The organism is Cryobacterium sp. SO2, from assembly GCF_026151165.2.
Lineage (GTDB): Bacteria > Actinomycetota > Actinomycetes > Actinomycetales > Microbacteriaceae > Cryobacterium.
Genome location: NZ_CP117849.1, coordinates 3,184,532 through 3,202,743, shown reverse-complemented (window position 1 = coordinate 3,202,743; position 18,212 = coordinate 3,184,532). Strand labels below are relative to the sequence as shown.

Annotated in this window: 17 protein-coding genes and 1 riboswitch; of the genes, 13 read left to right on the top strand and 4 right to left on the bottom strand. The window is 70.0% G+C overall.

All coding sequences use genetic code 11. The features are described from left to right. Nucleotides 1-84: 84 nt before the first annotated feature. Both BJQ94_RS15085 and BJQ94_RS15080 read left to right on the top strand, forming a co-directional pair. A complete protein-coding gene (locus BJQ94_RS15085) occupies nt 85-1,980 on the top strand; it encodes a heavy metal translocating P-type ATPase (RefSeq protein WP_265401312.1) in 1,896 nt (631 codons plus the stop codon). Between the two features lie 98 nt (nt 1,981-2,078). Continuing rightward, nucleotides 2,079-3,338 carry an MFS transporter gene (locus BJQ94_RS15080; RefSeq protein WP_265401311.1) on the top strand — a complete coding sequence of 420 codons (1,260 nt, stop codon included), beginning with the start codon at nt 2,079-2,081 and terminating at the stop codon, nt 3,336-3,338. Nucleotides 3,339-3,379: 41 nt separating this feature from the next. Here BJQ94_RS15080 and BJQ94_RS15075 read toward each other — a convergent pair whose 3' ends face one another. Then, entirely contained in the window at nt 3,380-3,739 is a 360-nt protein-coding gene (locus BJQ94_RS15075; protein ID WP_265401310.1) for a YrdB family protein, read from the bottom strand. A 21-nt stretch (nt 3,740-3,760) separates the two neighbouring features. After that, nucleotides 3,761-4,618, bottom strand: a complete 858-nt coding sequence (gene purU / locus BJQ94_RS15070) for a formyltetrahydrofolate deformylase (RefSeq protein ID WP_265401362.1) — start codon at nt 4,616-4,618, stop codon at nt 3,761-3,763. A 220-nt stretch (nt 4,619-4,838) separates the two neighbouring features. On the opposite strand from purU, the gene BJQ94_RS15065 reads away from it, so the two are divergent. From BJQ94_RS15065 to BJQ94_RS15055, 3 genes are all read left to right on the top strand, one after another. Continuing rightward, nucleotides 4,839-5,270: a riboflavin kinase gene (locus BJQ94_RS15065; RefSeq protein WP_265401309.1), complete on the top strand. Its 432-nt coding sequence runs from the start codon at nt 4,839-4,841 to the stop codon at nt 5,268-5,270. 7 nt (nt 5,271-5,277) lie between these two features. After that, nucleotides 5,278-5,514, top strand: a complete 237-nt coding sequence (locus tag BJQ94_RS15060; protein WP_265401308.1) for a hypothetical protein — start codon at nt 5,278-5,280, stop codon at nt 5,512-5,514. 140 nt (nt 5,515-5,654) lie between these two features. Beyond that, the gene (locus BJQ94_RS15055) at nt 5,655-6,920 is read left to right on the top strand and encodes an MFS transporter (protein WP_265401307.1); all 1,266 of its coding nucleotides are present in this window, start codon (nt 5,655-5,657) and stop codon (nt 6,918-6,920) included. A gap of 108 nt (nt 6,921-7,028) precedes the next feature. Here BJQ94_RS15055 and BJQ94_RS15050 read toward each other — a convergent pair whose 3' ends face one another. Next, nucleotides 7,029-8,465: an amino acid permease gene (locus tag BJQ94_RS15050; RefSeq protein WP_265401361.1), complete on the bottom strand. Its 1,437-nt coding sequence runs from the start codon at nt 8,463-8,465 to the stop codon at nt 7,029-7,031. A 245-nt stretch (nt 8,466-8,710) separates the two neighbouring features. Between BJQ94_RS15050 and BJQ94_RS15045 the strand changes: the two genes are divergently transcribed. The 8 genes from BJQ94_RS15045 to BJQ94_RS15010 all read left to right on the top strand — a co-directional run bounded on the left by BJQ94_RS15045 (nt 8,711) and on the right by BJQ94_RS15010 (nt 17,618). Continuing rightward, the gene (locus tag BJQ94_RS15045) at nt 8,711-11,788 is read left to right on the top strand and encodes a Na+/H+ antiporter subunit A (protein ID WP_265401306.1); all 3,078 of its coding nucleotides are present in this window, start codon (nt 8,711-8,713) and stop codon (nt 11,786-11,788) included. Next, on the top strand, nt 11,785-12,327 hold the full coding sequence (locus tag BJQ94_RS15040) for an NADH-quinone oxidoreductase subunit K (protein ID WP_265401305.1): 543 nt from the start codon (nt 11,785-11,787) through the stop codon (nt 12,325-12,327). Before BJQ94_RS15045 ends, BJQ94_RS15040 begins: the two co-directional genes overlap by 4 nt. Then, nucleotides 12,324-13,883: a Na+/H+ antiporter subunit D gene (locus tag BJQ94_RS15035; protein ID WP_265401304.1), complete on the top strand. Its 1,560-nt coding sequence runs from the start codon at nt 12,324-12,326 to the stop codon at nt 13,881-13,883. Before BJQ94_RS15040 ends, BJQ94_RS15035 begins: the two co-directional genes overlap by 4 nt. Further along, nucleotides 13,880-14,536, top strand: a complete 657-nt coding sequence (locus BJQ94_RS15030) for a Na+/H+ antiporter subunit E (protein WP_265401303.1) — start codon at nt 13,880-13,882, stop codon at nt 14,534-14,536. Before BJQ94_RS15035 ends, BJQ94_RS15030 begins: the two co-directional genes overlap by 4 nt. Next, entirely contained in the window at nt 14,533-14,805 is a 273-nt protein-coding gene (locus BJQ94_RS15025) for a monovalent cation/H+ antiporter complex subunit F (protein WP_265401302.1), read from the top strand. Before BJQ94_RS15030 ends, BJQ94_RS15025 begins: the two co-directional genes overlap by 4 nt. After that, a complete protein-coding gene (mnhG, locus tag BJQ94_RS15020; RefSeq protein WP_265401301.1) occupies nt 14,802-15,140 on the top strand; it encodes a monovalent cation/H(+) antiporter subunit G in 339 nt (112 codons plus the stop codon). The genes BJQ94_RS15025 and mnhG overlap by 4 nt, the downstream gene beginning before the upstream one ends. A 5-nt stretch (nt 15,141-15,145) precedes the next feature. Continuing rightward, a riboswitch (ZMP/ZTP riboswitch) is annotated at nt 15,146-15,235 on the top strand. Between the two features lie 30 nt (nt 15,236-15,265). Beyond that, nucleotides 15,266-16,564, top strand: a complete 1,299-nt coding sequence (glyA, locus tag BJQ94_RS15015) for a serine hydroxymethyltransferase (RefSeq protein ID WP_275875506.1) — start codon at nt 15,266-15,268, stop codon at nt 16,562-16,564. Nucleotides 16,565-16,733: 169 nt separating this feature from the next. Then, a complete protein-coding gene (locus tag BJQ94_RS15010; RefSeq protein ID WP_265401300.1) occupies nt 16,734-17,618 on the top strand; it encodes a bifunctional methylenetetrahydrofolate dehydrogenase/methenyltetrahydrofolate cyclohydrolase in 885 nt (294 codons plus the stop codon). Nucleotides 17,619-17,672: 54 nt separating this feature from the next. On the opposite strand, the gene BJQ94_RS15005 is transcribed toward BJQ94_RS15010, so the two are convergent. Continuing rightward, complete coding sequence (locus BJQ94_RS15005; protein ID WP_265401299.1) at nt 17,673-18,212, bottom strand: gamma carbonic anhydrase family protein; 540 nt, start codon at nt 18,210-18,212, stop codon at nt 17,673-17,675.

The following is an 18,212-nucleotide window of genomic DNA, read 5'->3' as shown; positions in this document are numbered from 1 at the left end:
CCGGGCACAGTTAGCCTCGGGCGGGCCGACAAGGGGAGGCTTTCCTTGCTGGTGCGCACGCGCATCCGAGGCGACAATGGAGCCATGTCCACGCTCACGGGAGCATTCCGCCGGTATCCGGTTGTGGCGGCAACCATTCTGATCGGCCTGATCGGCCTGGTGCTCTGGGCGCTCGGGCTGCCGCTGGCGGTGCAGTGGCTGTTTTCCGGCCTCGGCCTGGTCGTGGCCGGCATCCAGGGTGTCGGCATGGTCAAGCGGATGCGCCAGGGCTCGTTCGGTGTCGACCTGCTGGCGATCATGGCCATCATCGCCACGATCCTCGTGGGCGAGTACGTGGCCACCCTGCTCATCGTGCTGATGCTCTCGGGCGGAGCCGCCCTCGAGGACTACGCCGCTGGGCGCGCCCAGCGGGAGCTGACGTCACTGCTCGACCGGGCCCCGCAGGTGGCGCACCTGCTGCGGGACGGCTCGTCGGAGGTGGAGGACATCCCCGCGACCCTGGTGCAGGTCGGGGACGTGCTGCTGGTGCGGCCGTCGGAGATCGTGCCCGTCGACGCCGACCTGGTCTCGGAGAGCGCCGCGTTCGACGAATCGTCGCTCACCGGGGAGAGCCTGCCCGTCGAACGTCGCGCCGGCGACCCGGTGCTCAGCGGGTCGATCAACGGCCAGGCGGCCGCAACGGTGCGCGCCACGGCCCTGGCCGCCGACAGCCAGTTCCAGCAGATCGTGGCGCTCGTGGCCGAGGCCTCGGCCAGCAAGGCCCCCGTCGTGCGCCTCGCCGACCGGTACGCCGTGCCGTTCACCGTCGTGGCACTGCTCGTCGCCGGCATCGCCTGGTTCGTCTCCGGCGACCCCGTCCGGTTCGCCGAGGTGCTCGTCGTCGCCACGCCGTGCCCTCTGCTCCTCGCCGCACCGGTGGCGTTCATGGGCGGCATGAGCCGGGCCGCCCGCAACGGCATCATCGTCAAGGGCGGCGGGGTGTTGGAGATGCTCGCCCGGGCCCGCACCGTGGTCTTCGACAAGACCGGCACCCTCACCTACGGTGCGCCCACCATCGCCAGGGTCTGCCCCGAACCGCCGTACACCGAGAACGAGCTGCTCACCCTGGCGGCGTCGGCCGAGCAGTATTCGTCGCACGTGCTCGCCGCATCCGTCGTCACGGCCGCGGAGATGCGCGACCTGACGCTGTTGCGCACCGAGACGGCCGTGGAGGTGCCCGCGCACGGTGTGACCGCCCGGTTCGGCGCCCAGGAGGTGATCGTGGGCAAGCTGGCCTTCGTGGCCGAGCACGCCCCGGATGCCTACCCGGCCGAGCTGGCCGGCGGTGAACTCGCCATCTACCTCGCCGTCGACGGCCAGTACGCCGGCTGCATCGTGGCCGGTGACCAGGTGCGCGACAACGCCCGCGCCACCGTGCAGGCCCTGGACCGGCTCGGCGTACACGAATCGGTGATGCTCACCGGCGACGCCCGGCCGACCGCCAACCACATCGCCCGGCTTGTGGGCATCACCAGGGTGCGCGCCGACTGCCTGCCCGCCGACAAGGTCGACGCCGTGCGCGCCATCCGGGAACGCCCGGTGATCATGGTCGGCGACGGCGTCAACGACGCCCCGGTGCTGGCGGTTGCCGATGTGGGCATCGCCATGGGCGCGAAGGGAGCCACGGCGGCCAGCGAGTCGGCGGATGCGGTGATCCTGCTCGATGACCTGTCCCGCGCCGCCCGGGCCGTGGGCATCGGCCGGGACACCGTGCGCATCGCCCTGCAGAGCATCTGGCTGGGCATCGCCCTGAGCGTCGGTCTGATGCTCGTCGCCGCGTTCGGGCTGATCCCCGCCACGGTCGGCGCCCTGCTGCAGGAGCTCGTCGACCTGGCCACGATCCTGAACGCGCTGCGGGCCATCGGCGGGCGCCGCGATGTGCGCGCCCGCGGTGTGGCCGCGCGGGTGCCGGCGGCCACCCAGCCGGTGCCCAGCCGCTGAGCGGGTACACCCAGCCGTCGTTGCCGGATGCCGACGGAGGCGCCCGCAGCCGACGCCGCCCGGCGGGGCCGGCCACCCAGACGGCATATTCTGGAGGGATGCGCCGCCTCCGTTTCCCGTTCGGGTCCACCCGCCTCCGATCGGCCGACGAACCGCGGCTCGGCCGGGACGTGTACGTTCTCGGAGTCATCGCCTTCTTCGTCATGGTGGGCTTCGGCGTGGTGGTTCCCGTGCTGCCGGTCTACGTCAAGAGCTTCGGCGTGGGCAACCTGGAGATCGGCGCCGTGGTGTCGGCGTTCGCTCTGATGCGTTTCATCGCCAGCCCGGTCTGCGGCAAGCTCATCGACTGGGCCGGCGAACGCACCGTCCTGGCGGTGGGCATAGGCATCGTCGCCGTCTCCAGCGGCCTGGTCGGCATCGCCGGCAGCTACCCGCAGCTGTTGCTGCTGCGCGGCGCCGGCGGCATCGGCTCCGCGATGTTCTCGGTCGCCGCGATGACGCTGCTGCTACGCACCACCGCTCCGGGCATCCGCGGCCGCGCCGTGGGCTTCTACCAGGGCGGCTTCCTCATCGGCGGCATGGCCGGGCCGGCGCTCGGCGGCCTGCTCGCCACCATCTCGCTGACCGCGCCGTTCTTCTTCTACGCCGGCACCCTCGCCGTGGCCGGCCTGATCGGCCTGGTGATGCTGCAGCCGGCCATTCGTGCGGGCTCCGGCCCGACGGGCGCCCCGACCCCGTTGCTGCCGCTTCGCACGGTTTTGCGCGACAGCCGGTTCCGCGCCGCCTGCCTGGCGAACTTCTCGCAGGGCTGGTCGTCGTTCGGGGTGCGCGGCGCCCTCGTGCCGGTGCTGGTCGTCGAGGTTCTCAAGGGCCCGAGTTCCTGGACCGGCATCGCCTTCGCGATCGCCGCCGTCGCCCAGGCCCTCGCTCTCGCGCCGGCATCCAGGTTCGTCGACACCGTCGGCCGCAAACCCGCCATCATCGGGGCGTTCCTGGTGGCGGCGGTCACGATCACGGCGATCCCGTTCGCCCCGAACATCGTGCTGCTCACGGTGCTGCTCTGCGTCTACGGCGTTGCCGCGGCGTTCATGGGCACCGCGCCGGCGGCATCCGTCGGCGACGTGGCCGGCACCGCGGGAGGCCGCCCGGTGGCGATCTTCTCGATGTTCTCCGACTTCGGCGCCATCGTCGGCCCGCTCGTGGCCGGCCTGCTCGCCGACACGGTGTCGTACCCGGCTGCGTTCCTGCTCGGTGGCCTACTCTTCGTGGCCACCTCGCTCTACGCCACCCGGATGCCTGCCGGCCTGCCGGCGAAGCCCGCCGCGCAGCCCCCGGTCACCGAGCCCCTCGACCGCTGAGCTGTCCTCCGGCCCACTCCGAGGGCGGGAGGAAGGCCGGGTCAGGCGCCGATCTCCTTGCGGCCGGAGATGACGCCGCTGACCGTGGCGATCACGGCGAAGACGCCGGCCACGATCGGCTGGCCGAGGTCCCACCAGGCCAGGGCGGCCGCCCCGAACACGAAGATCTCCACGATCGCCTTGCCGAACGGGTCGAGCCTGAACACGGCCTTGGGGGAGCGGAACAGGGCCCACACCACGATCGCGAACGCCGGCGCGAGGATGCCCACCAGGATGCCCGGCCACGGCAGCGGCCACGCCAGGAACCCCCAGAGCGCCAGGCTCACAAAGGCGAACAGTTCGAGCACAAAACGCAGGATGTCGTTGGCGCCGATGACAGGGGTGGGGCGGGTGTCGTTCACCCAGCAATCCTACCGACCGGGCTACTTGAAGATGATGGTGCGCGCTCCGTCGAGCAGCACCCGGTTCTCGGCGAACCACTTCACGGCCTGAGTGAGGGTGCGGCTCTCCTCGTCCTGACCGATCGCGACGAGCTCCGCCGGTGTGCGGGAATGGTCGACACGCACCACGTTCTGCTCGATGATCGGGCCTTCGTCCAGGTCGCTCGTGACGAAGTGCGCCGTGGCGCCGATGAGCTTCACACCGCGGGCATGCGCCTGCTTGTACGGGTTGGCGCCCTTGAAGCCGGGCAGGAAGGAGTGGTGGATGTTGATCGCCCGACCCTCCAGGTAGGCGCAGAGTTCGGGGGAGAGGATCTGCATGTACCGGGCCAGCACCACGAGCTCGATGTCGTTCTCTTCCACGGCCTCGACCACGCGCGCCTCGAACGCGGCCTTGCTGGCGGCATCCGTGATGGGCAGCGCCTCGAACGGCACCCCGTAGAAGCCGACCAGGTCGCGCAGGGTGCCGTGGTTGCTGAGCACCAGGGGAACCTCGACGGCCAGCTGTCCGCCGCGCTGGCGGAACAGGAGGTCGTTCACGCAGTGCCCGGCCGTGGACGCGAGCACCAGGGTGCGCAACGGGCGGCCGACGACGTCGATGACGGAAGCCATCGCGTACCGCTCGATGATCGGGGCGAGAGCGGCCTGCAGCTCCTCCCGGTTCGCGGGCGATTCCACCTGCAGGCGAATGAAGAAGCGACCGGTGTCGGCGCTGGAGAACTGTTGGCTCTCGGTGATGTTGCCGCGGGATTCAACGATGGCGCCGCTGACGGCGTGCACGATGCCGGGCTGGTCGGGGCAGACCAGGGTGACGACCAGGTGGTGATGGTGGGCGGGCATCGAGGAGCTGGTGTTCATGGCACCAGAGTACCGGCCCCGCCGCACCCGCTCGTGTGCGACGGCGTTGTGGGCGGCCTTGCCCCGCCCCGAGCCGGATCCGGGGAGCGTAAACCGGCGCAACAAACCGGCAATCAAATGGTTTCGTGACCGAAACTCGCGGATGCTGAGATAGCAGTCGGCAGGATCGCTGCCGAGACCCCGACGTGGAAGGCAGAAACACATGACAGACGGATGCTTGCGGGCCACCGACACTCGGCCGACGACGATCACCGGAACCGTCATCCACGGCAACGCCTGGGGACGGGTGATCGGGTTTCCCACCGCGAACATCGAGGTACCGGACCTCCTGGCGCACTCCGGCATCTGGGCCGGCATCGTGCGCGGCGACGCGCTGCCCGCAGAGGGTGTGCTGGCCGCGATCTCGGTGGGCACCCGGCCGACCTACTACGGCGACGCCGGCCATCCGCTGCTCGAAGCCCACCTGCTGGACTTCGCCGGCGACCTGTACGGGCAGGAGCTGAACGTGGAGTTGCGCCTCTTCCTGCGCGCCGAGGTGGCGTTCGTCGACACCCCGGCCCTCGTCGACCAGCTCGCCGTGGACGTGCAAAACACCCGCGACTGGTACGCCGCCGGGGCCAGCGCCGCGGCCTGAGCTGTCTGTGCACTGGAAACAGACCGCCGATCCCCGCCAGACCCCCGCGCCCAAACGGGAACCCGGGCTGCGGCGCAGCGAGCGGCAGGCGCGCCGGGAGGCCGCGGTGGTCGCCGGGCTGCAGGAACTCCGCGGCCGGTTAGGCGGGCGGGCGCCCACCCATCAGGCCCTCGCCGAGCACAGCGGGCTGCCGATCGGCTGGTTGCGCTGGGCATACCCCTCACTCGAGCAGGTATCCGGCTAGGCTGGTCCCTGGTCGGCGGATTTTCGCGCGGCCCCGGGCGCGCACGTCGGCGCGCACCGCTCGAACACCCCCGCACAACCAGCCGTGACAGCCGCTGGCACTCCGGGCGAGCGGGCCCCTGTCTGTGAGCCACAGCACCCATGTCATTCACCGCGCCCATCTCGCTGCCGTCAACCGCCGCGCCTCGCCCCGATACCACCCCGCCGGGTCCGTTCCCCTGGATCGGCCTGATCGCCCTCTCTGCCGCCGTCTTCCTCTCGGTCACCTCCGAGATGCTGCCCACCGGCCTGCTGCCGGAGATGAGCGACTCCCTGGGCGTCAGCCAGTCCGACGTCGGCCTGCTCGTGTCCTGGTTCGCGTTCACCGTCGTGCTCACCAGCACGCCGCTGGCCCTGCTCACCAAACGGATGCCCAGGCACGGCCTCATCGTGATGGTGCTCATAGTCTTCGCGCTCAGCAACGTGCTCACGGCTTTCGCCCCCGACTACACCTTCGTGGTGATCTCCCGGGTGATCGGCGGGCTGGCGCACGGCCTGTTCTGGGGCGTCGTCGGCGCCTACTCGGCGCACCTGGTGCCCAAGGACCAGATCGCCAGGGCGGTGTCGATCACCATCGCCGGCGGCACCCTCGCGTTCGTCTTCGGGGTGCCACTGGGCACCTTCCTCGGCCACCTGCTCGGCTGGCGGCTCTCCTTCGTGGTGCTGGCCGGGCTGATGCTCGTCGGCGCCGTGGTGATCTGGCGGTTCCTGCCCAAGGTCGAGCACTACGGCGCGAGGCGTCCGGCCGCCGTGACGACCGCCACCGGAACCCTCACCCTGCCGGCCAAGCTTCCCCGCGACCCCACCATCGCCGCGGTCGCGCTGGTCTGCGTCATCACGGCGATCACCATGATCGGGCACTACACCTTCTACACCTACATCGCGCCGTTCCTCAGCGAGAACATGGGTGTGGGCAGCGACGCCGTGGCGCCGTTGCTCTTCGCCTACGGCATCGCGGGTGCCGCCGGCCTGTTCATCAGCGGGGTTGTGTTCAGCAAGCGACCGCAGCTGGGCCTGGTGCTCGGGATGTCGGTGAGCGCCGTCAGCGTCACCGTGCTGGCCCTCTCCACCGCCACCCTGCCGCTCGCGATCGGCGCCCTGCTGGTCTGGGGCTTGGCGTTCGGCACCTTCCCGCCGCTGCTGCAGACCCGGTTGCTGCAGACCGCCTCTGTGCGCATCCGCGATACCGCCAGTGCCGTGTACACCACCGCGTTCAACATGGGCATCGGCCTGGGTGCATTCCTCGGCGCCCTCCTGCTGGGCCAGGTGGGGCTGGGCACGGTGCCGCTGGTCTACGTGGGCATCCTGCTGCTGGCCCTGGCGCTCGTGCTGCTCAGCGACCTGGTCATCCGCCGCCGCCGCGCCTGACCCGCGCCGCGCCCGCCAGCCGCAACTGTTGCCGAAGCGGACTTCTGCGTCTGGCGTGCCGGGCGCAGAAGTCCGGACGGGGAACAGTTGGGGCCGGCCGGGGACCGGCTAGCGCTTCGCGGTGGGCAGCGGCGGCCGGGCGGCCGCGATCTCGAGGATGCGGCCGCGGCAGGCGAACCAGCCCACGACCAGCCCCGGGATGATGAGCCCGAGCGAGCTGATGGTGAGTGTGCCGACGGGCCAGTCGAAGGCCATCAGCACGAGCACCGTGGCGAGGAAGACCAGGGTGAGGTAGCCGGTGTACGGGGCGCCGGGCATCCGGAACGTCGGCCGGGTGAGGATGCCGGCCTTCGCCCAGGCCTGCAGCCGCAGCTGGCAGAGCACGATCATGCCCCACGCGCTGATGATGCCGATCGCGGCCATGTTCAGCACGATCTCGAAGGCTTCGTCGGGCACGATCGCGTTCAGGCCCACGCCGAGCAGGGTGACCACACCGGTGAGCAGGATGCCGCCGAACGGCACCCCGTTGCGACTCACCTTGTCGGCGAAGCGGGGCGCAGACCCGGCCAGCGACATCGAACGAAGGATGCGCCCGGTGGAATACAGGCCGGCGTTCAGCGACGAGAGCGCGGCGGTGAGCACCACCAGGTTCATGATCACATCGACGCCGTCGACTCCGATGGAGCCGAAGAAGGTGACGAACGGGCTGACCCCGGCTTCGTATGCCGTGTACGGCAACAACAGCGAGAGCAGCAGGATCGAGCCGACGTAGAAGACCGCGATGCGCACGATGACGGTGTTGATCGCCTTGGGCATCACCTTCTCCGGATTCTCGGTCTCGCCGGCGGCGGTGCCGATCAGCTCGATCGAGGCGTAGGCGAACACCACGCCCTGCACCACGAGCACCGACGCGATGATGCCGTTGGGCAGCCAGCCGCCGTTGTCGGCGATGAGCGAGAAGCCCACGGTCGCGCCCTCAACCGGGGTGCCGAAGATGACCATCCAGGTGCCCACCAGCAGGAACACCACGATGGCGACGACCTTGATCAGCGCGAACCAGAACTCCAGCTCGCCGAAGACCTTCACCGAGAGCAGGTTGAGGCCGAGCACCACGGCGAGGGCCAGCAGAGCGAACAGCCACTGCGGCACGTCGCCGAAGGGCGCCCAGTACTTGCCGAAGAAGTTCATGTAGAGCGCCACCGCGGTGACGTCCACGATCGCGGTCATCACCCAGTTGAGCCAGTACAGCCAGCCGGTCACGAACGCGGTCTTCTCGCCGAAGAACTCCCGGGCGTACGACACGAAGGATCCCGAGGTAGGCCGGTGCAGCACCAGTTCGCCGAGCGCGCGGAGGATCAGGAACGCGAAAAAGCCGCAGATGGCATAGACGAACACCAGGGCAGGACCGGCGCTGGCGAGCCGGCCGCCCGCACCGAGGAACAGGCCGGTGCCGATGGCGCCGCCGATCGCGATCATCTGCACGTGCCGCGCCTTGAGGCCCTTGTGCAGCCCCTGGTCCTCGTGCACGCTCAGGGCGTCGTCGATGCGCTCGAGCGGAGTTTCGTCGTGCCCGGTGTGGTGCACGGCGGCACCGGACTGCGCGGACGAGTTCTCGGGCCGGTCAGGCCCGGTGGTGCGAGTGGTCACGTGGAGCATCCGTTCTGGGGGTTGCGGCAACCCTAGTCGACCGCTAGAGAGCGGTTCGGGCCTAAAGACCCTCTCCTGTAGACTGAGTGGCGACACTCTGACCGTAGAGACGACACTCTGATTCCAGGGAGCCGGGAGGCCGCATGGCGACAATCCTCCTGATCTTCCTGCTCGTTTCCGTCCTCACCCCCACGCTCACCCGACTGCTCGGGTTGCGTGTTTTCTATGTCGTCGCCCTGCTGCCCGCAGCGGCCTTCGGGTACACGCTCACCCAGACCGCCACGGTGGCTGCCGGTGGCGCGGTGACCCAGAGCCTGCCCTGGATCCCGCAACTGGGCATCAGCCTGAGCTTCCGGGTGGATGCGCTCGCCTGGCTGCTCGCTCTCGTCGTGACCGGCGTCGGCGCGCTGGTGCTGATCTACTGTGCTCGCTACTTCGACGCGGACGAGCCCAGCCTGGGGCGGTTCGCCGCCCTGCTGCTCGCCTTCGCCGGCACCATGTACGGACTCGTCACCGCCGACGACATCCTGGTGATGTTCATGTTCTGGGAGATCACCAGCGTGCTCTCCTACCTGCTGATCGGGCACTACACCGCGAAGCGGGAGAGCCGCGGTGCGGCGCTGCAGGCGCTGCTGGTGACCACCTTCGGCGGACTGGTGATGCTCATCGGCGTCGTGATGATCTCCGTGGAGGCGGGCACCACCTCGCTGGCCACTATCGTCGCGCATCCGTCCGACAGCCCCGTCGCGATCTGGGCGGTTCTGCTGATCCTGGTCGGCGCGCTGTCGAAGTCGGCGCTGATCCCCTTCCACTTCTGGTTGCCGGCCGCGATGGCCGCGCCCACCCCGGTGAGCGCCTACCTGCACGCCGCCGCCATGGTGAAGGCCGGCATTTACCTCACCGCCCGCTTCGCGCCCGGCTACGCCGACTCGCCCGGCTGGCTGCCGGTGCTGGTCACCATCGGCGTCTGGACCATGCTCGTGGGCGCCTGGCGGTCGCTGCGCCAGCACGACATCAAGCTGATGCTGGCCTACGGCACCGTCAGCCAGCTCGGTTTCCTCATGGTCGTCGTCGGCTTCGGCACCCGCGACGCGGCGCTCGCCGGGGTGCTGCTGCTGCTCGCGCATGCGCTCTACAAGGCCACCCTGTTCCTCGTCGTGGGCATCATCGACCACCGCGCCGGCACCCGCGACTGGCGGAAACTCTCGGGGCTCGGCCGCCGCGAACCGGTGCTCGCCGCGATCGCGCTCATCGCCGTCGCGTCGATGGCCGGCCTGCCGCCGCTGCTCGGTTTCGTGGCCAAGGAATCGGTGTTCACCGCGTTCCTGGAGGCCGGCCTGGCCGGCGACGGCTGGGGCTGGATCGCCCTGGCCGGAACCGCGGTCGGCTCGGTGCTCACCGTCGCCTACAGCGCCAAGTTCTTCTGGGGCGCGTTCGGCACCCGCCCTGCCATCAGCGACACGCCCCTGCACTCCAGCCGCTGGGATTTCGCGCTGGCGCCCGGCATCCTCACGGTCGCCACAGTGCTGCTCGGCCCGCTGGTGTTCCTGCTCGACCCGGTGCTTGCGGTCTACGCCGACACCGTCCCCGGCGAGGGCGACGCGCACCTGCAGCTCTGGCACGGCTTCGAGCCGGCGCTGTTCCTCAGCATCGTGGTGGTGGCCATGGGCCTGGTCATCTTCGCCCAGCGCAAGCGCGTGGCCCGCTGGCAGGCCACGGTGCCCGCCTGGGTCGACGCCGGCCACGGCTACGGCTACACCGTGCGGTTCATCGACAGGGTCGCCGCCCGCACCACCCACCTCGCCCAGAAGGGCGGCCTGCCGCAATACCTGTCCACGATCCTCGTGGTGTTCGTGCTGGCGCTGGGCGCCGCCTCCTTCGTCAACCGCACCTGGCCCGACGCGATCGTGCTCTGGGACTACCCGGCCCAGGTGATCATCGGCCTGGTCATGATCATCGCCACCGTGATGGCCGCCAGGGTCGGCCAGCGGATGACCGCGGTGCTGCTGGCCGGTGTCACCGGCTACGGCATGGTCGCCCTGTTCGCCTTCCACGGCGCCCCCGACCTGGCGCTCACCCAGGCCCTCGTCGAGTCGATCACCCTCGTCGTGTTCGTGCTCGTGCTGCGCCGGCTGCCCAGCCGTATCGCCCAGCACAACCGGCCGATGCACCGCCGCCGCCGCGCGATCATCGGCGGCCTGGTCGGCCTCGTGATGGGCACCATCGCGATCATTTCGCTCGGCGCCCGCCAGGCGCGGAGCATCGCCGCCGAACTGCCCCGCCTGGCCGTCGAGGAGGGCCATGGCAACAACATCGTCAACGTCATGCTCGTCGACATCCGCGCCTGGGACACCATGGGTGAGATCTCGGTGCTCATCGTCGTGGCCACCGGTGTGGCCAGCCTGCTGTTCGTCTCCGGCCGCAGCGAGCAGATGCCCAGACTGCGGGAGTCGCGCAAGCGCCGCGCCCCGAAGAACCGCCGCCGCATTGTCGCCGACCCGCACGCCAGCTCCGCCGGCCATGCCGTCACCCGGCAGTCCTGGCTGCTCGGCGGCCGCACCCAGTCCGCCGAGAACCGGTCGATCCTCATCGAGGTGCTCGTGCGGCTTCTGTTCCACCCGGCGATCATCGTGTCGATCTACCTGCTCTTCGCCGGCCACAACCTGCCCGGCGGCGGCTTCGCCGGCGGGCTCCTGGCCGGGCTGGCCCTCGTGGCCCGATACCTGGCCGGCGGCCGGTACGAGCTGGGCGAGGCCGCGCCGATCGACCCGGGCAAGATCCTCGGCCTCGGCGTGGTGCTTGCCGTCGGCACCGCCGTCGGCTCGCTCTTCATCACCGGCATCCCGCTCGAGTCCGCCTACTTCGAGGCCGACCTGCCCGTGCTCGGCCACCTCTCCTTCGGCACCTCCAGCATCTTCGACATCGGCGTGTACCTCGTCGTGATCGGCCTGAGCCTGGACATCCTGCGCAGCCTCGGCAGTGAGATCGACCGGCAGAGCGAACTCGACGAACCCGGCGACGACGACCCCGACCACCCCACGGTGCCGCCGATCGGCAACGCCTCCAGCGATGCCGGCGACGCCATGGGCTTCGACGCATCGTCGGAGTGGACTCCCGCCGAGGCGCCAGCTGCCGGCATGGGCCCGGAGACGTCACCGATCACCCAGCCCGCCGATCCGGCCGGCGACACCGAGAGCGCACCGACGGGGGGACACCGATGAGCGCGTCCCTGACCCTCGTGATCGTGATGGCCGTGATGTACGCCGCGGGCATCTACATCATGCTCGAGCGCAGCCTCACCCGGGTGCTGATCGGGTTCCTTCTGGTGGGCAACGCCACCAACCTGCTGATCTTCATCATGAGCGGCCGACCCGGCAGCTCGCCGATCGTCACCGGCACGGCCCTGGACGACACCATGGTCGACCCGGTGCCGCAAGTGCTCATGCTCACCGCCATCGTGATCAACTTCGGTATCACGGCCCTGCTGCTCGCGCTGATCTACCGATCCTGGTGGCTGGCGCAGCTCGGCGACGAGGGCGACACCCTCACCGACGAGCACGCCGCGGAGACCAGCGAAGACTCCGAGATCACCTTCAGGTCCTCCAGCGACGATGAGGCCGCCGTGCAGGCCTCCCTCGATGCCAGCGAGGACGGCAGCGACGACGACAGCTCAGCCGTCGACGCCACCGACCGCTCCGATGAGCGCGACCCGTCGACCCCCGACTCCGCGACCACCGACCGGGAGGGCGGCCCCCGATGAACGTCCTCGTGCCCCTCGTGGTCGCCATCCCGCTGCTCGGTGCGGCGCTCGCCCTCGCGCTCGGCCGCCGGTCGCGCTACCAGGTGATGGTGAGCGTGCTCTCGCTCACCGCGATAGTCGTGATCAGCGCCATCCTGCTGGTGCTCGTCGACCAGCAGGGCCCTGCCGTCGTGCACGTCGGCGACTGGCAGGCGCCGTGGGGCATCGTGCTCGTCGTCGACAGGCTGTCGGCGATCATGCTCATAGTGTCGGCGCTGATGCTGCTCGGCGTGCTGCTCTTCGCCGTCGGCCAGGGCATCGTCGAGGGCGACCGGGAGACCCCGGTGTCGATCTTCCACCCCACCTACCTGGTGCTGGCCGCCGGGCTGTTCAACGCGTTCATCGCGGGCGACCTGTTCAACATGTACGTGGGTTTCGAGATGCTGCTCTCGGCCAGCTACGTGCTGCTCACCCTCGGCGGCACCGGCGCACGCATCCGAGCCGGCGTCACCTACATCGTCGTCAGCCTGGTCTCCTCGATCCTGTTCCTCTCCGCCATCGCGCTGATCTACGGCGCCACCGGCACCGTCACGCTGGCATTGCTGGCCGAGCGCATCCCGGCACTGCCCGGTGACGTGCAGCTGATCCTCGGGCTGATGCTGTTGATCGCGTTCAGCGTCAAGGCGGCGGTGTTCCCACTGTCGTTCTGGCTGCCGGACTCCTACCCCACCGCGCCGGCGCCGGTCACGGCGGTGTTCGCCGGCCTGCTCACCAAGGTCGGCGTCTACGCGATCCTGCGCACCCAGACGCTGCTCTTCCCCGACAACCGGCTCTCGGTGCCGCTGATGATCGTGGCGCTGCTCACCATGCTGGTGGGCATCCTCGGCGCGCTGGCCCAGGCCGACATCAAACGGCTGTTGTCGTTCACCCTGGTCAGCCACATCGGCTACATGATCTTCGGCATCGCCCTCGGCACCGAGGCGGCGATCGCGGCCACCATCTTCTACGTGGTGCACCACATCATGATCCAGACCACCCTGTTCCTCTGCGCCGGGCTGATCGAGCGCATCGGCGGCACCACCTCGCTGGCCCGGTTGGGCGGGATGCTCAAGGCCGCGCCGCTGGTGGCCATCCTGTTCTTCATCGGAGCGCTCAACCTCGGCGGCATCCCGCCGTTCTCCGGGTTCCTCGGCAAGGTCGCCCTGTTCGACGCGGGCGTGCAGGTGGGCGGCGCGCTGAGCTACGTGCTCCTGGCCGGGGGAGCGGCCACCTCGCTGCTCACCCTCTACGCCCTGGCCCGGGCCTGGAACATGGCGTTCTGGCGGCCCCGGCGCGATGTCGAGAACTACGACTCCGCCATGCTCAACGCCCTGCAGGACGACCCACACGACGAGGGCACCGTCACCACCAAGACCACGTCGGCGCTGATGACCACGGCGACCGCGACCATGCTGGCCCTCACCGTGAGCCTCACGGTGTTCGCCGGCCCGGCGTTCGACCTGGCCGCCCGCGCCGCGGCGAACATCGTGGAACCGTCGACGTACATCGACGCCGTATTCCCGGCGGGCACCCCGTGAGCAGCGTGAAGGAACGCCTCGGCGGCGTCGTCAGCCAGTTGCCGCTGTTCCTCGGCCTGGTACTGCTCTGGGCGCTGCTCTGGGGCAAATTCTCCTGGCTCAACCTGGTGACCGGGGCCGTGTTCGCGGCGATCGTGTCCGTGGTGTTCTACCTGCCGGCGGTGCAGCTGAGCGGCCGGATCAACCTGTGGCGCAGCGCCTGGCTGTTCGGCAAACTGTTCTTCGACATCGTGCGTGCGTCCGTCGACGTGTCCTGGCTAGCCCTCGGCCCCGGCTACCGGCCGAGCAACGCCATCGTCGCGGTGCACCTGCGCACCCGCAGCGACCTCATCCTCACCTGGACCGCCGTGGCCACCTCCATCGTGCCCGGTTCCATCGTCGTCGACATCGAACGGGTGGATTCCACGCTCTACCTGCACGTCATCAACATGCGCTCGGCCTCCGACGCCGACGGCTTCCGTGCTCGAGTGCTCGCCACCGAGCGGCGAATCGTGATGGCCTTCGGCTCGGCCGAAGACGTGGAACGGGTCTGCCGGGTGCAGGGTGCAGAGAACAGCACCGACGATGCGCCGGGTTCACCCGGCCCGCACAGCCGCCCCGACCTGACGCATCCGGTCGATTCTTCCGATTCCGAGAACGGAGCCCACACATGACCCCCATGGATATCGTCGCCGTCGTCGCCGGAATCATGTTCGGCGTCGGCGCCCTCGCCGCCATCTACCGCATCATCCGGGGGCCGAGCGTGCTCGACCGGGTCATCGCCTCCGACGTGCTCGTGGCCACCATCATCTGCGCCCTCGGCGCCGAGATGGCGTTCAACCGGCACACCGACAACCTGCCGGTGCTGCTCGTCCTGGCCCTTTTCGCGGTGCTCGGCTCACTCAGCGTGGCCCGATTCCTGCCCGGACGGGACCGGGCATGAGCGCCCCGTGGAGCGACGTGGTCACCGCCGTGCTGGTGCTGCTCGCCGCCCTGATGTGCCTCGCGGCCGGCGTGGGCCTGCTCCGCTTCCCCGATGTGCTCACCCGGCTGCACTCCGCCACCAAGCCCCAGATCCTCGGCCTGATGGCCGTCACCCTCGACATCGCGGTGACGAACTTCAGTGTCGGCACCGTCACCCTCGTCGTCGCGATCGTGCTGTTCCAGTCGCTCACCGCGCCGATGGCGGCGCACCTGGTGGCCCGCGCCGCCTACCAGACCGACCACCTGCGCCCGGATTTACTGGTGCTCGACGAGCTGCGGGACGCACGCGGCTGATAGTATTGCCGAGTCGCAACTGGCGTAGCACGAAAGATGGGTCACCATCGGGGAGCGACTGACACGGTGAGTGGCCGCACGCCTGGGCCACGACACATCCATCAATATGTATGAGGAGTTTTCCCGTGTCCGACACTGTGCTCACTAGTTCCGTACCCTCCACCTTCAACGAGCCGCTCGAGGTCGTCGACCCCGAGATCGCCGCGATCCTCGAACTCGAGCTCGGACGCCAGCGCGACTACCTCGAGATGATCGCCAGCGAGAACTTCGTGCCCCGCGCCATCCTGCAGTCGCAGGGTTCGGTGCTCACCAACAAGTACGCAGAGGGCTACCCGGGCCGCCGCTACTACGGCGGCTGCGAGTACGTCGACGTGGCAGAGCAGCTCGCCATCGACCGGGCCAAGAGCCTGTTCGGCGCCGAGTACGCGAACGTGCAGCCGCACTCCGGCGCCACCGCCAACGCCGCGGTGCTCTCCGCCATCGCCACCCCCGGCGACACCATCCTGGGCCTGGAGCTGGCGCACGGCGGCCACCTCACCCACGGCATGAAGCTCAACTTCTCCGGCAAGCTCTACAACCCGGTCGCCTACGGCGTCGACCCGGAGACCTTCCGCGTCGACATGGACGTGGTGCGCGACAAGGCCCTCGAGCACAAGCCGCAGGTCATCATCGCCGGCTGGTCGGCCTACCCCCGCCAGCTCGACTTCGCCGCCTTCCGCGCCATCGCCGACGAGGTCGGCGCCAAGCTCTGGGTCGACATGGCCCACTTCGCCGGCCTCGTCGCCGCCGGTCTGCACCCGTCGCCGGTGCCCTACGCCGACGTCGTCTCCAGCACCGTGCACAAGACCCTCGCCGGCCCGCGCTCGGGCTTCATCCTCTCCCGCGACACCGCGCTGGCGAAGAAGCTCAACTCCAACGTCTTCCCCGGCCAGCAGGGCGGCCCGCTCATGCACGTGATCGCCGCCAAGGCCACCGCGTTCAAGCTCGCAGCGCTGCCCGAGTTCAAGGAGCGGCAGGAGCGCACCCTGCGCGGCGCCCGCATCCTCGCCGACCGGCTCACCGCCGACGACTCGCGTGCCGCGGGCATCGACGTGCTCACCGGCGGCACCGACGTGCACCTCGTGCTCGCCGACCTCCGTAACTCCGAGATCAACGGCCAGCAGGCCGAAGATGCCCTGCACGAGGTGGGCATCACCGTCAACCGCAACTCGGTGCCGTTCGACCCGCGCCCGCCGATGGTCACCTCGGGCCTCCGCATCGGCACGCCGGCCCTGGCCACCCGCGGCTTCGGCGACGCCGAGTTCACCGTCGTGTCCGACGTCATCGCCGAGGCCCTCAAGCCCGGCGCCGACATCCCCGCGCTCCGCGCCCGGGTCAAGGGCCTCACCGACGCGTTCCCGCTGTACCCCGGCCTCTCCCAGTAGGCCTGCCGGGTGGTGGCGGATGCTGAGCACGCGCGTGCACGCATCCGTCACCACCCGCACCCGGCAGTGTCGCGCCGCCCCCGTTCTCGGGCCCGGCGCTGGCTCGCCAGATTGGCGCGTGGCCCCAGGCTGGGGCGTGCGCGCAGATAACCAACAGATCGGATTTCGCATGACCGCACTCACCCTCGACGGCGTCGCGACCGCGACCCAGGTCAAGCTCGAACTCACCGAGCGCGTGCGCGCGCTGGCTGCGCAAGGCATCGTGCCCGGGCTCGGCACCCTGCTCGTCGGCGCCGACCCGGGCTCGTTGTCCTACGTGGCCGGCAAACACCGCGACTGCGCCGAGGTGGGCATCGAGTCGATCCGTATCGACCTGCCCGGCTCCGCCACCACGGCGGATGTGCGCGCCGCGATTGCCGACCTCAACGCCGCCCGCGAGGTCACCGGCTACATCATCCAGCTGCCGCTGCCCGTTGGGCACAACGAGAACGCCATGCTCGAGCTGATGGACCCGGCCAAGGACGCCGACGGCCTGCACCCCACCAACCTGGGCCGCCTGGTGCTCGGCATCGAGGGTGAACTCACCTCGCCGCTGCCCTGCACCCCGGCCGGCATCGTGGAGCTCCTGCGCCGCTACGACGTGCCGATCGCCGGCAAGAACGTGGTGGTCATCGGCCGCGGCCTCACTGTGGGCCGTCCGCTGGGCCTGCTCTTCACCCGTAAGGGCCTGGACGCCACTGTCACCCTCACCCACTCCCGCACCGTCGACCTGGCCGCCGAGGTGCGCCGTGCCGACATCGTCGTGGCCGCCGTTGGCGTGCCGCACTTGGTGCAGGCCGACTGGATCAAGCCCGGCGCCGCCGTGCTCGACGTGGGCATCACCCGGGTGCAGAACCCGGAGACCGGCAAGGGCGTTCTCACCGGCGACGTGCACCCCGACGTCGCCGCCGTGGCCGGATACCTGTCCCCGAACCCGCGCGGCGTGGGCCCGATGACGCGTGCGATGCTGCTGGCCAACGTGGTCAAGGCCTCCGAGCGCCTCCTCAAGCCCTAGTCCTCGTTCCGCGAGCCGTGAGTTCGGCCCCGAAAACCCGAGGGTTTCGGGGCTTTACTCACGGGTCGCGAGGCGGTGTAGGGCCGCGTGACCCAGATACGCTTCGGCGTTGTGGCGGATGCCGTCGATCTCCGCGGGCGTGAGCTCCCGGCGCACCTTGGCCGGCACGCCGGCCACGAGGGAGCCCGGCGGCACGATGGTGCCCTCGAGCACCACGGCACCGGCGGCCACGAGTGACCCGGCGCCGATCACGGCCCCGTTGAGCACCGTGGCGGCCATGCCGATCAGCGCACCGTCCTCGACCGTGCAGCCGTGCAGCACCGCGCCGTGGCCCACCGACACATCGCGGCCGACGATCAGCGGGAAACCGTCGTCGACGTGGCAGGAGACATTGTCCTGCAGGTTCGAGCCGGCGCCGATGCGGATGGGCTCGGCCTCGGCGCGCAGGACCGCGTTGTACCAGACGCTCGCATGTTCGGCGAGGCTCACGTTGCCCACCAGCACGGCGCCGGCGGCGACGAACGCAGTCTCGGCCACCTGCGGCCCCGGTCGGTCGGGCAGGACGATGAGGCGGGCAGCGCTGTCGGCGGTCAT

Excerpts from the sequence above, each read along its gene's own strand:
- BJQ94_RS15085 (WP_265401312.1), top strand. The coding sequence starts at position 85 with ATGTCCACGCTCACGGGAGCATTCCGCCGGTATCCGGTTGTGGCGGCA.
- BJQ94_RS15080 (WP_265401311.1), top strand. The coding sequence starts at position 2,079 with ATGCGCCGCCTCCGTTTCCCGTTCGGGTCCACCCGCCTCCGATCGGCC.
- purU (WP_265401362.1), bottom strand. The coding sequence starts at position 4,618 with ATGCCCGCCCACCATCACCACCTGGTCGTCACCCTGGTCTGCCCCGAC.
- BJQ94_RS15065 (WP_265401309.1), top strand. The coding sequence starts at position 4,839 with ATGACAGACGGATGCTTGCGGGCCACCGACACTCGGCCGACGACGATC.
- BJQ94_RS15055 (WP_265401307.1), top strand. The coding sequence starts at position 5,655 with ATGTCATTCACCGCGCCCATCTCGCTGCCGTCAACCGCCGCGCCTCGC.
- BJQ94_RS15045 (WP_265401306.1), top strand. The coding sequence starts at position 8,711 with ATGGCGACAATCCTCCTGATCTTCCTGCTCGTTTCCGTCCTCACCCCC.
- BJQ94_RS15040 (WP_265401305.1), top strand. The coding sequence starts at position 11,785 with ATGAGCGCGTCCCTGACCCTCGTGATCGTGATGGCCGTGATGTACGCC.
- BJQ94_RS15035 (WP_265401304.1), top strand. The coding sequence starts at position 12,324 with ATGAACGTCCTCGTGCCCCTCGTGGTCGCCATCCCGCTGCTCGGTGCG.
- BJQ94_RS15025 (WP_265401302.1), top strand. The coding sequence starts at position 14,533 with ATGACCCCCATGGATATCGTCGCCGTCGTCGCCGGAATCATGTTCGGC.
- mnhG (WP_265401301.1), top strand. The coding sequence starts at position 14,802 with ATGAGCGCCCCGTGGAGCGACGTGGTCACCGCCGTGCTGGTGCTGCTC.
- BJQ94_RS15010 (WP_265401300.1), top strand. The coding sequence starts at position 16,734 with ATGACCGCACTCACCCTCGACGGCGTCGCGACCGCGACCCAGGTCAAG.
- BJQ94_RS15005 (WP_265401299.1), bottom strand. The coding sequence starts at position 18,212 with ATGACCGCCGACAGCGCTGCCCGCCTCATCGTCCTGCCCGACCGACCG.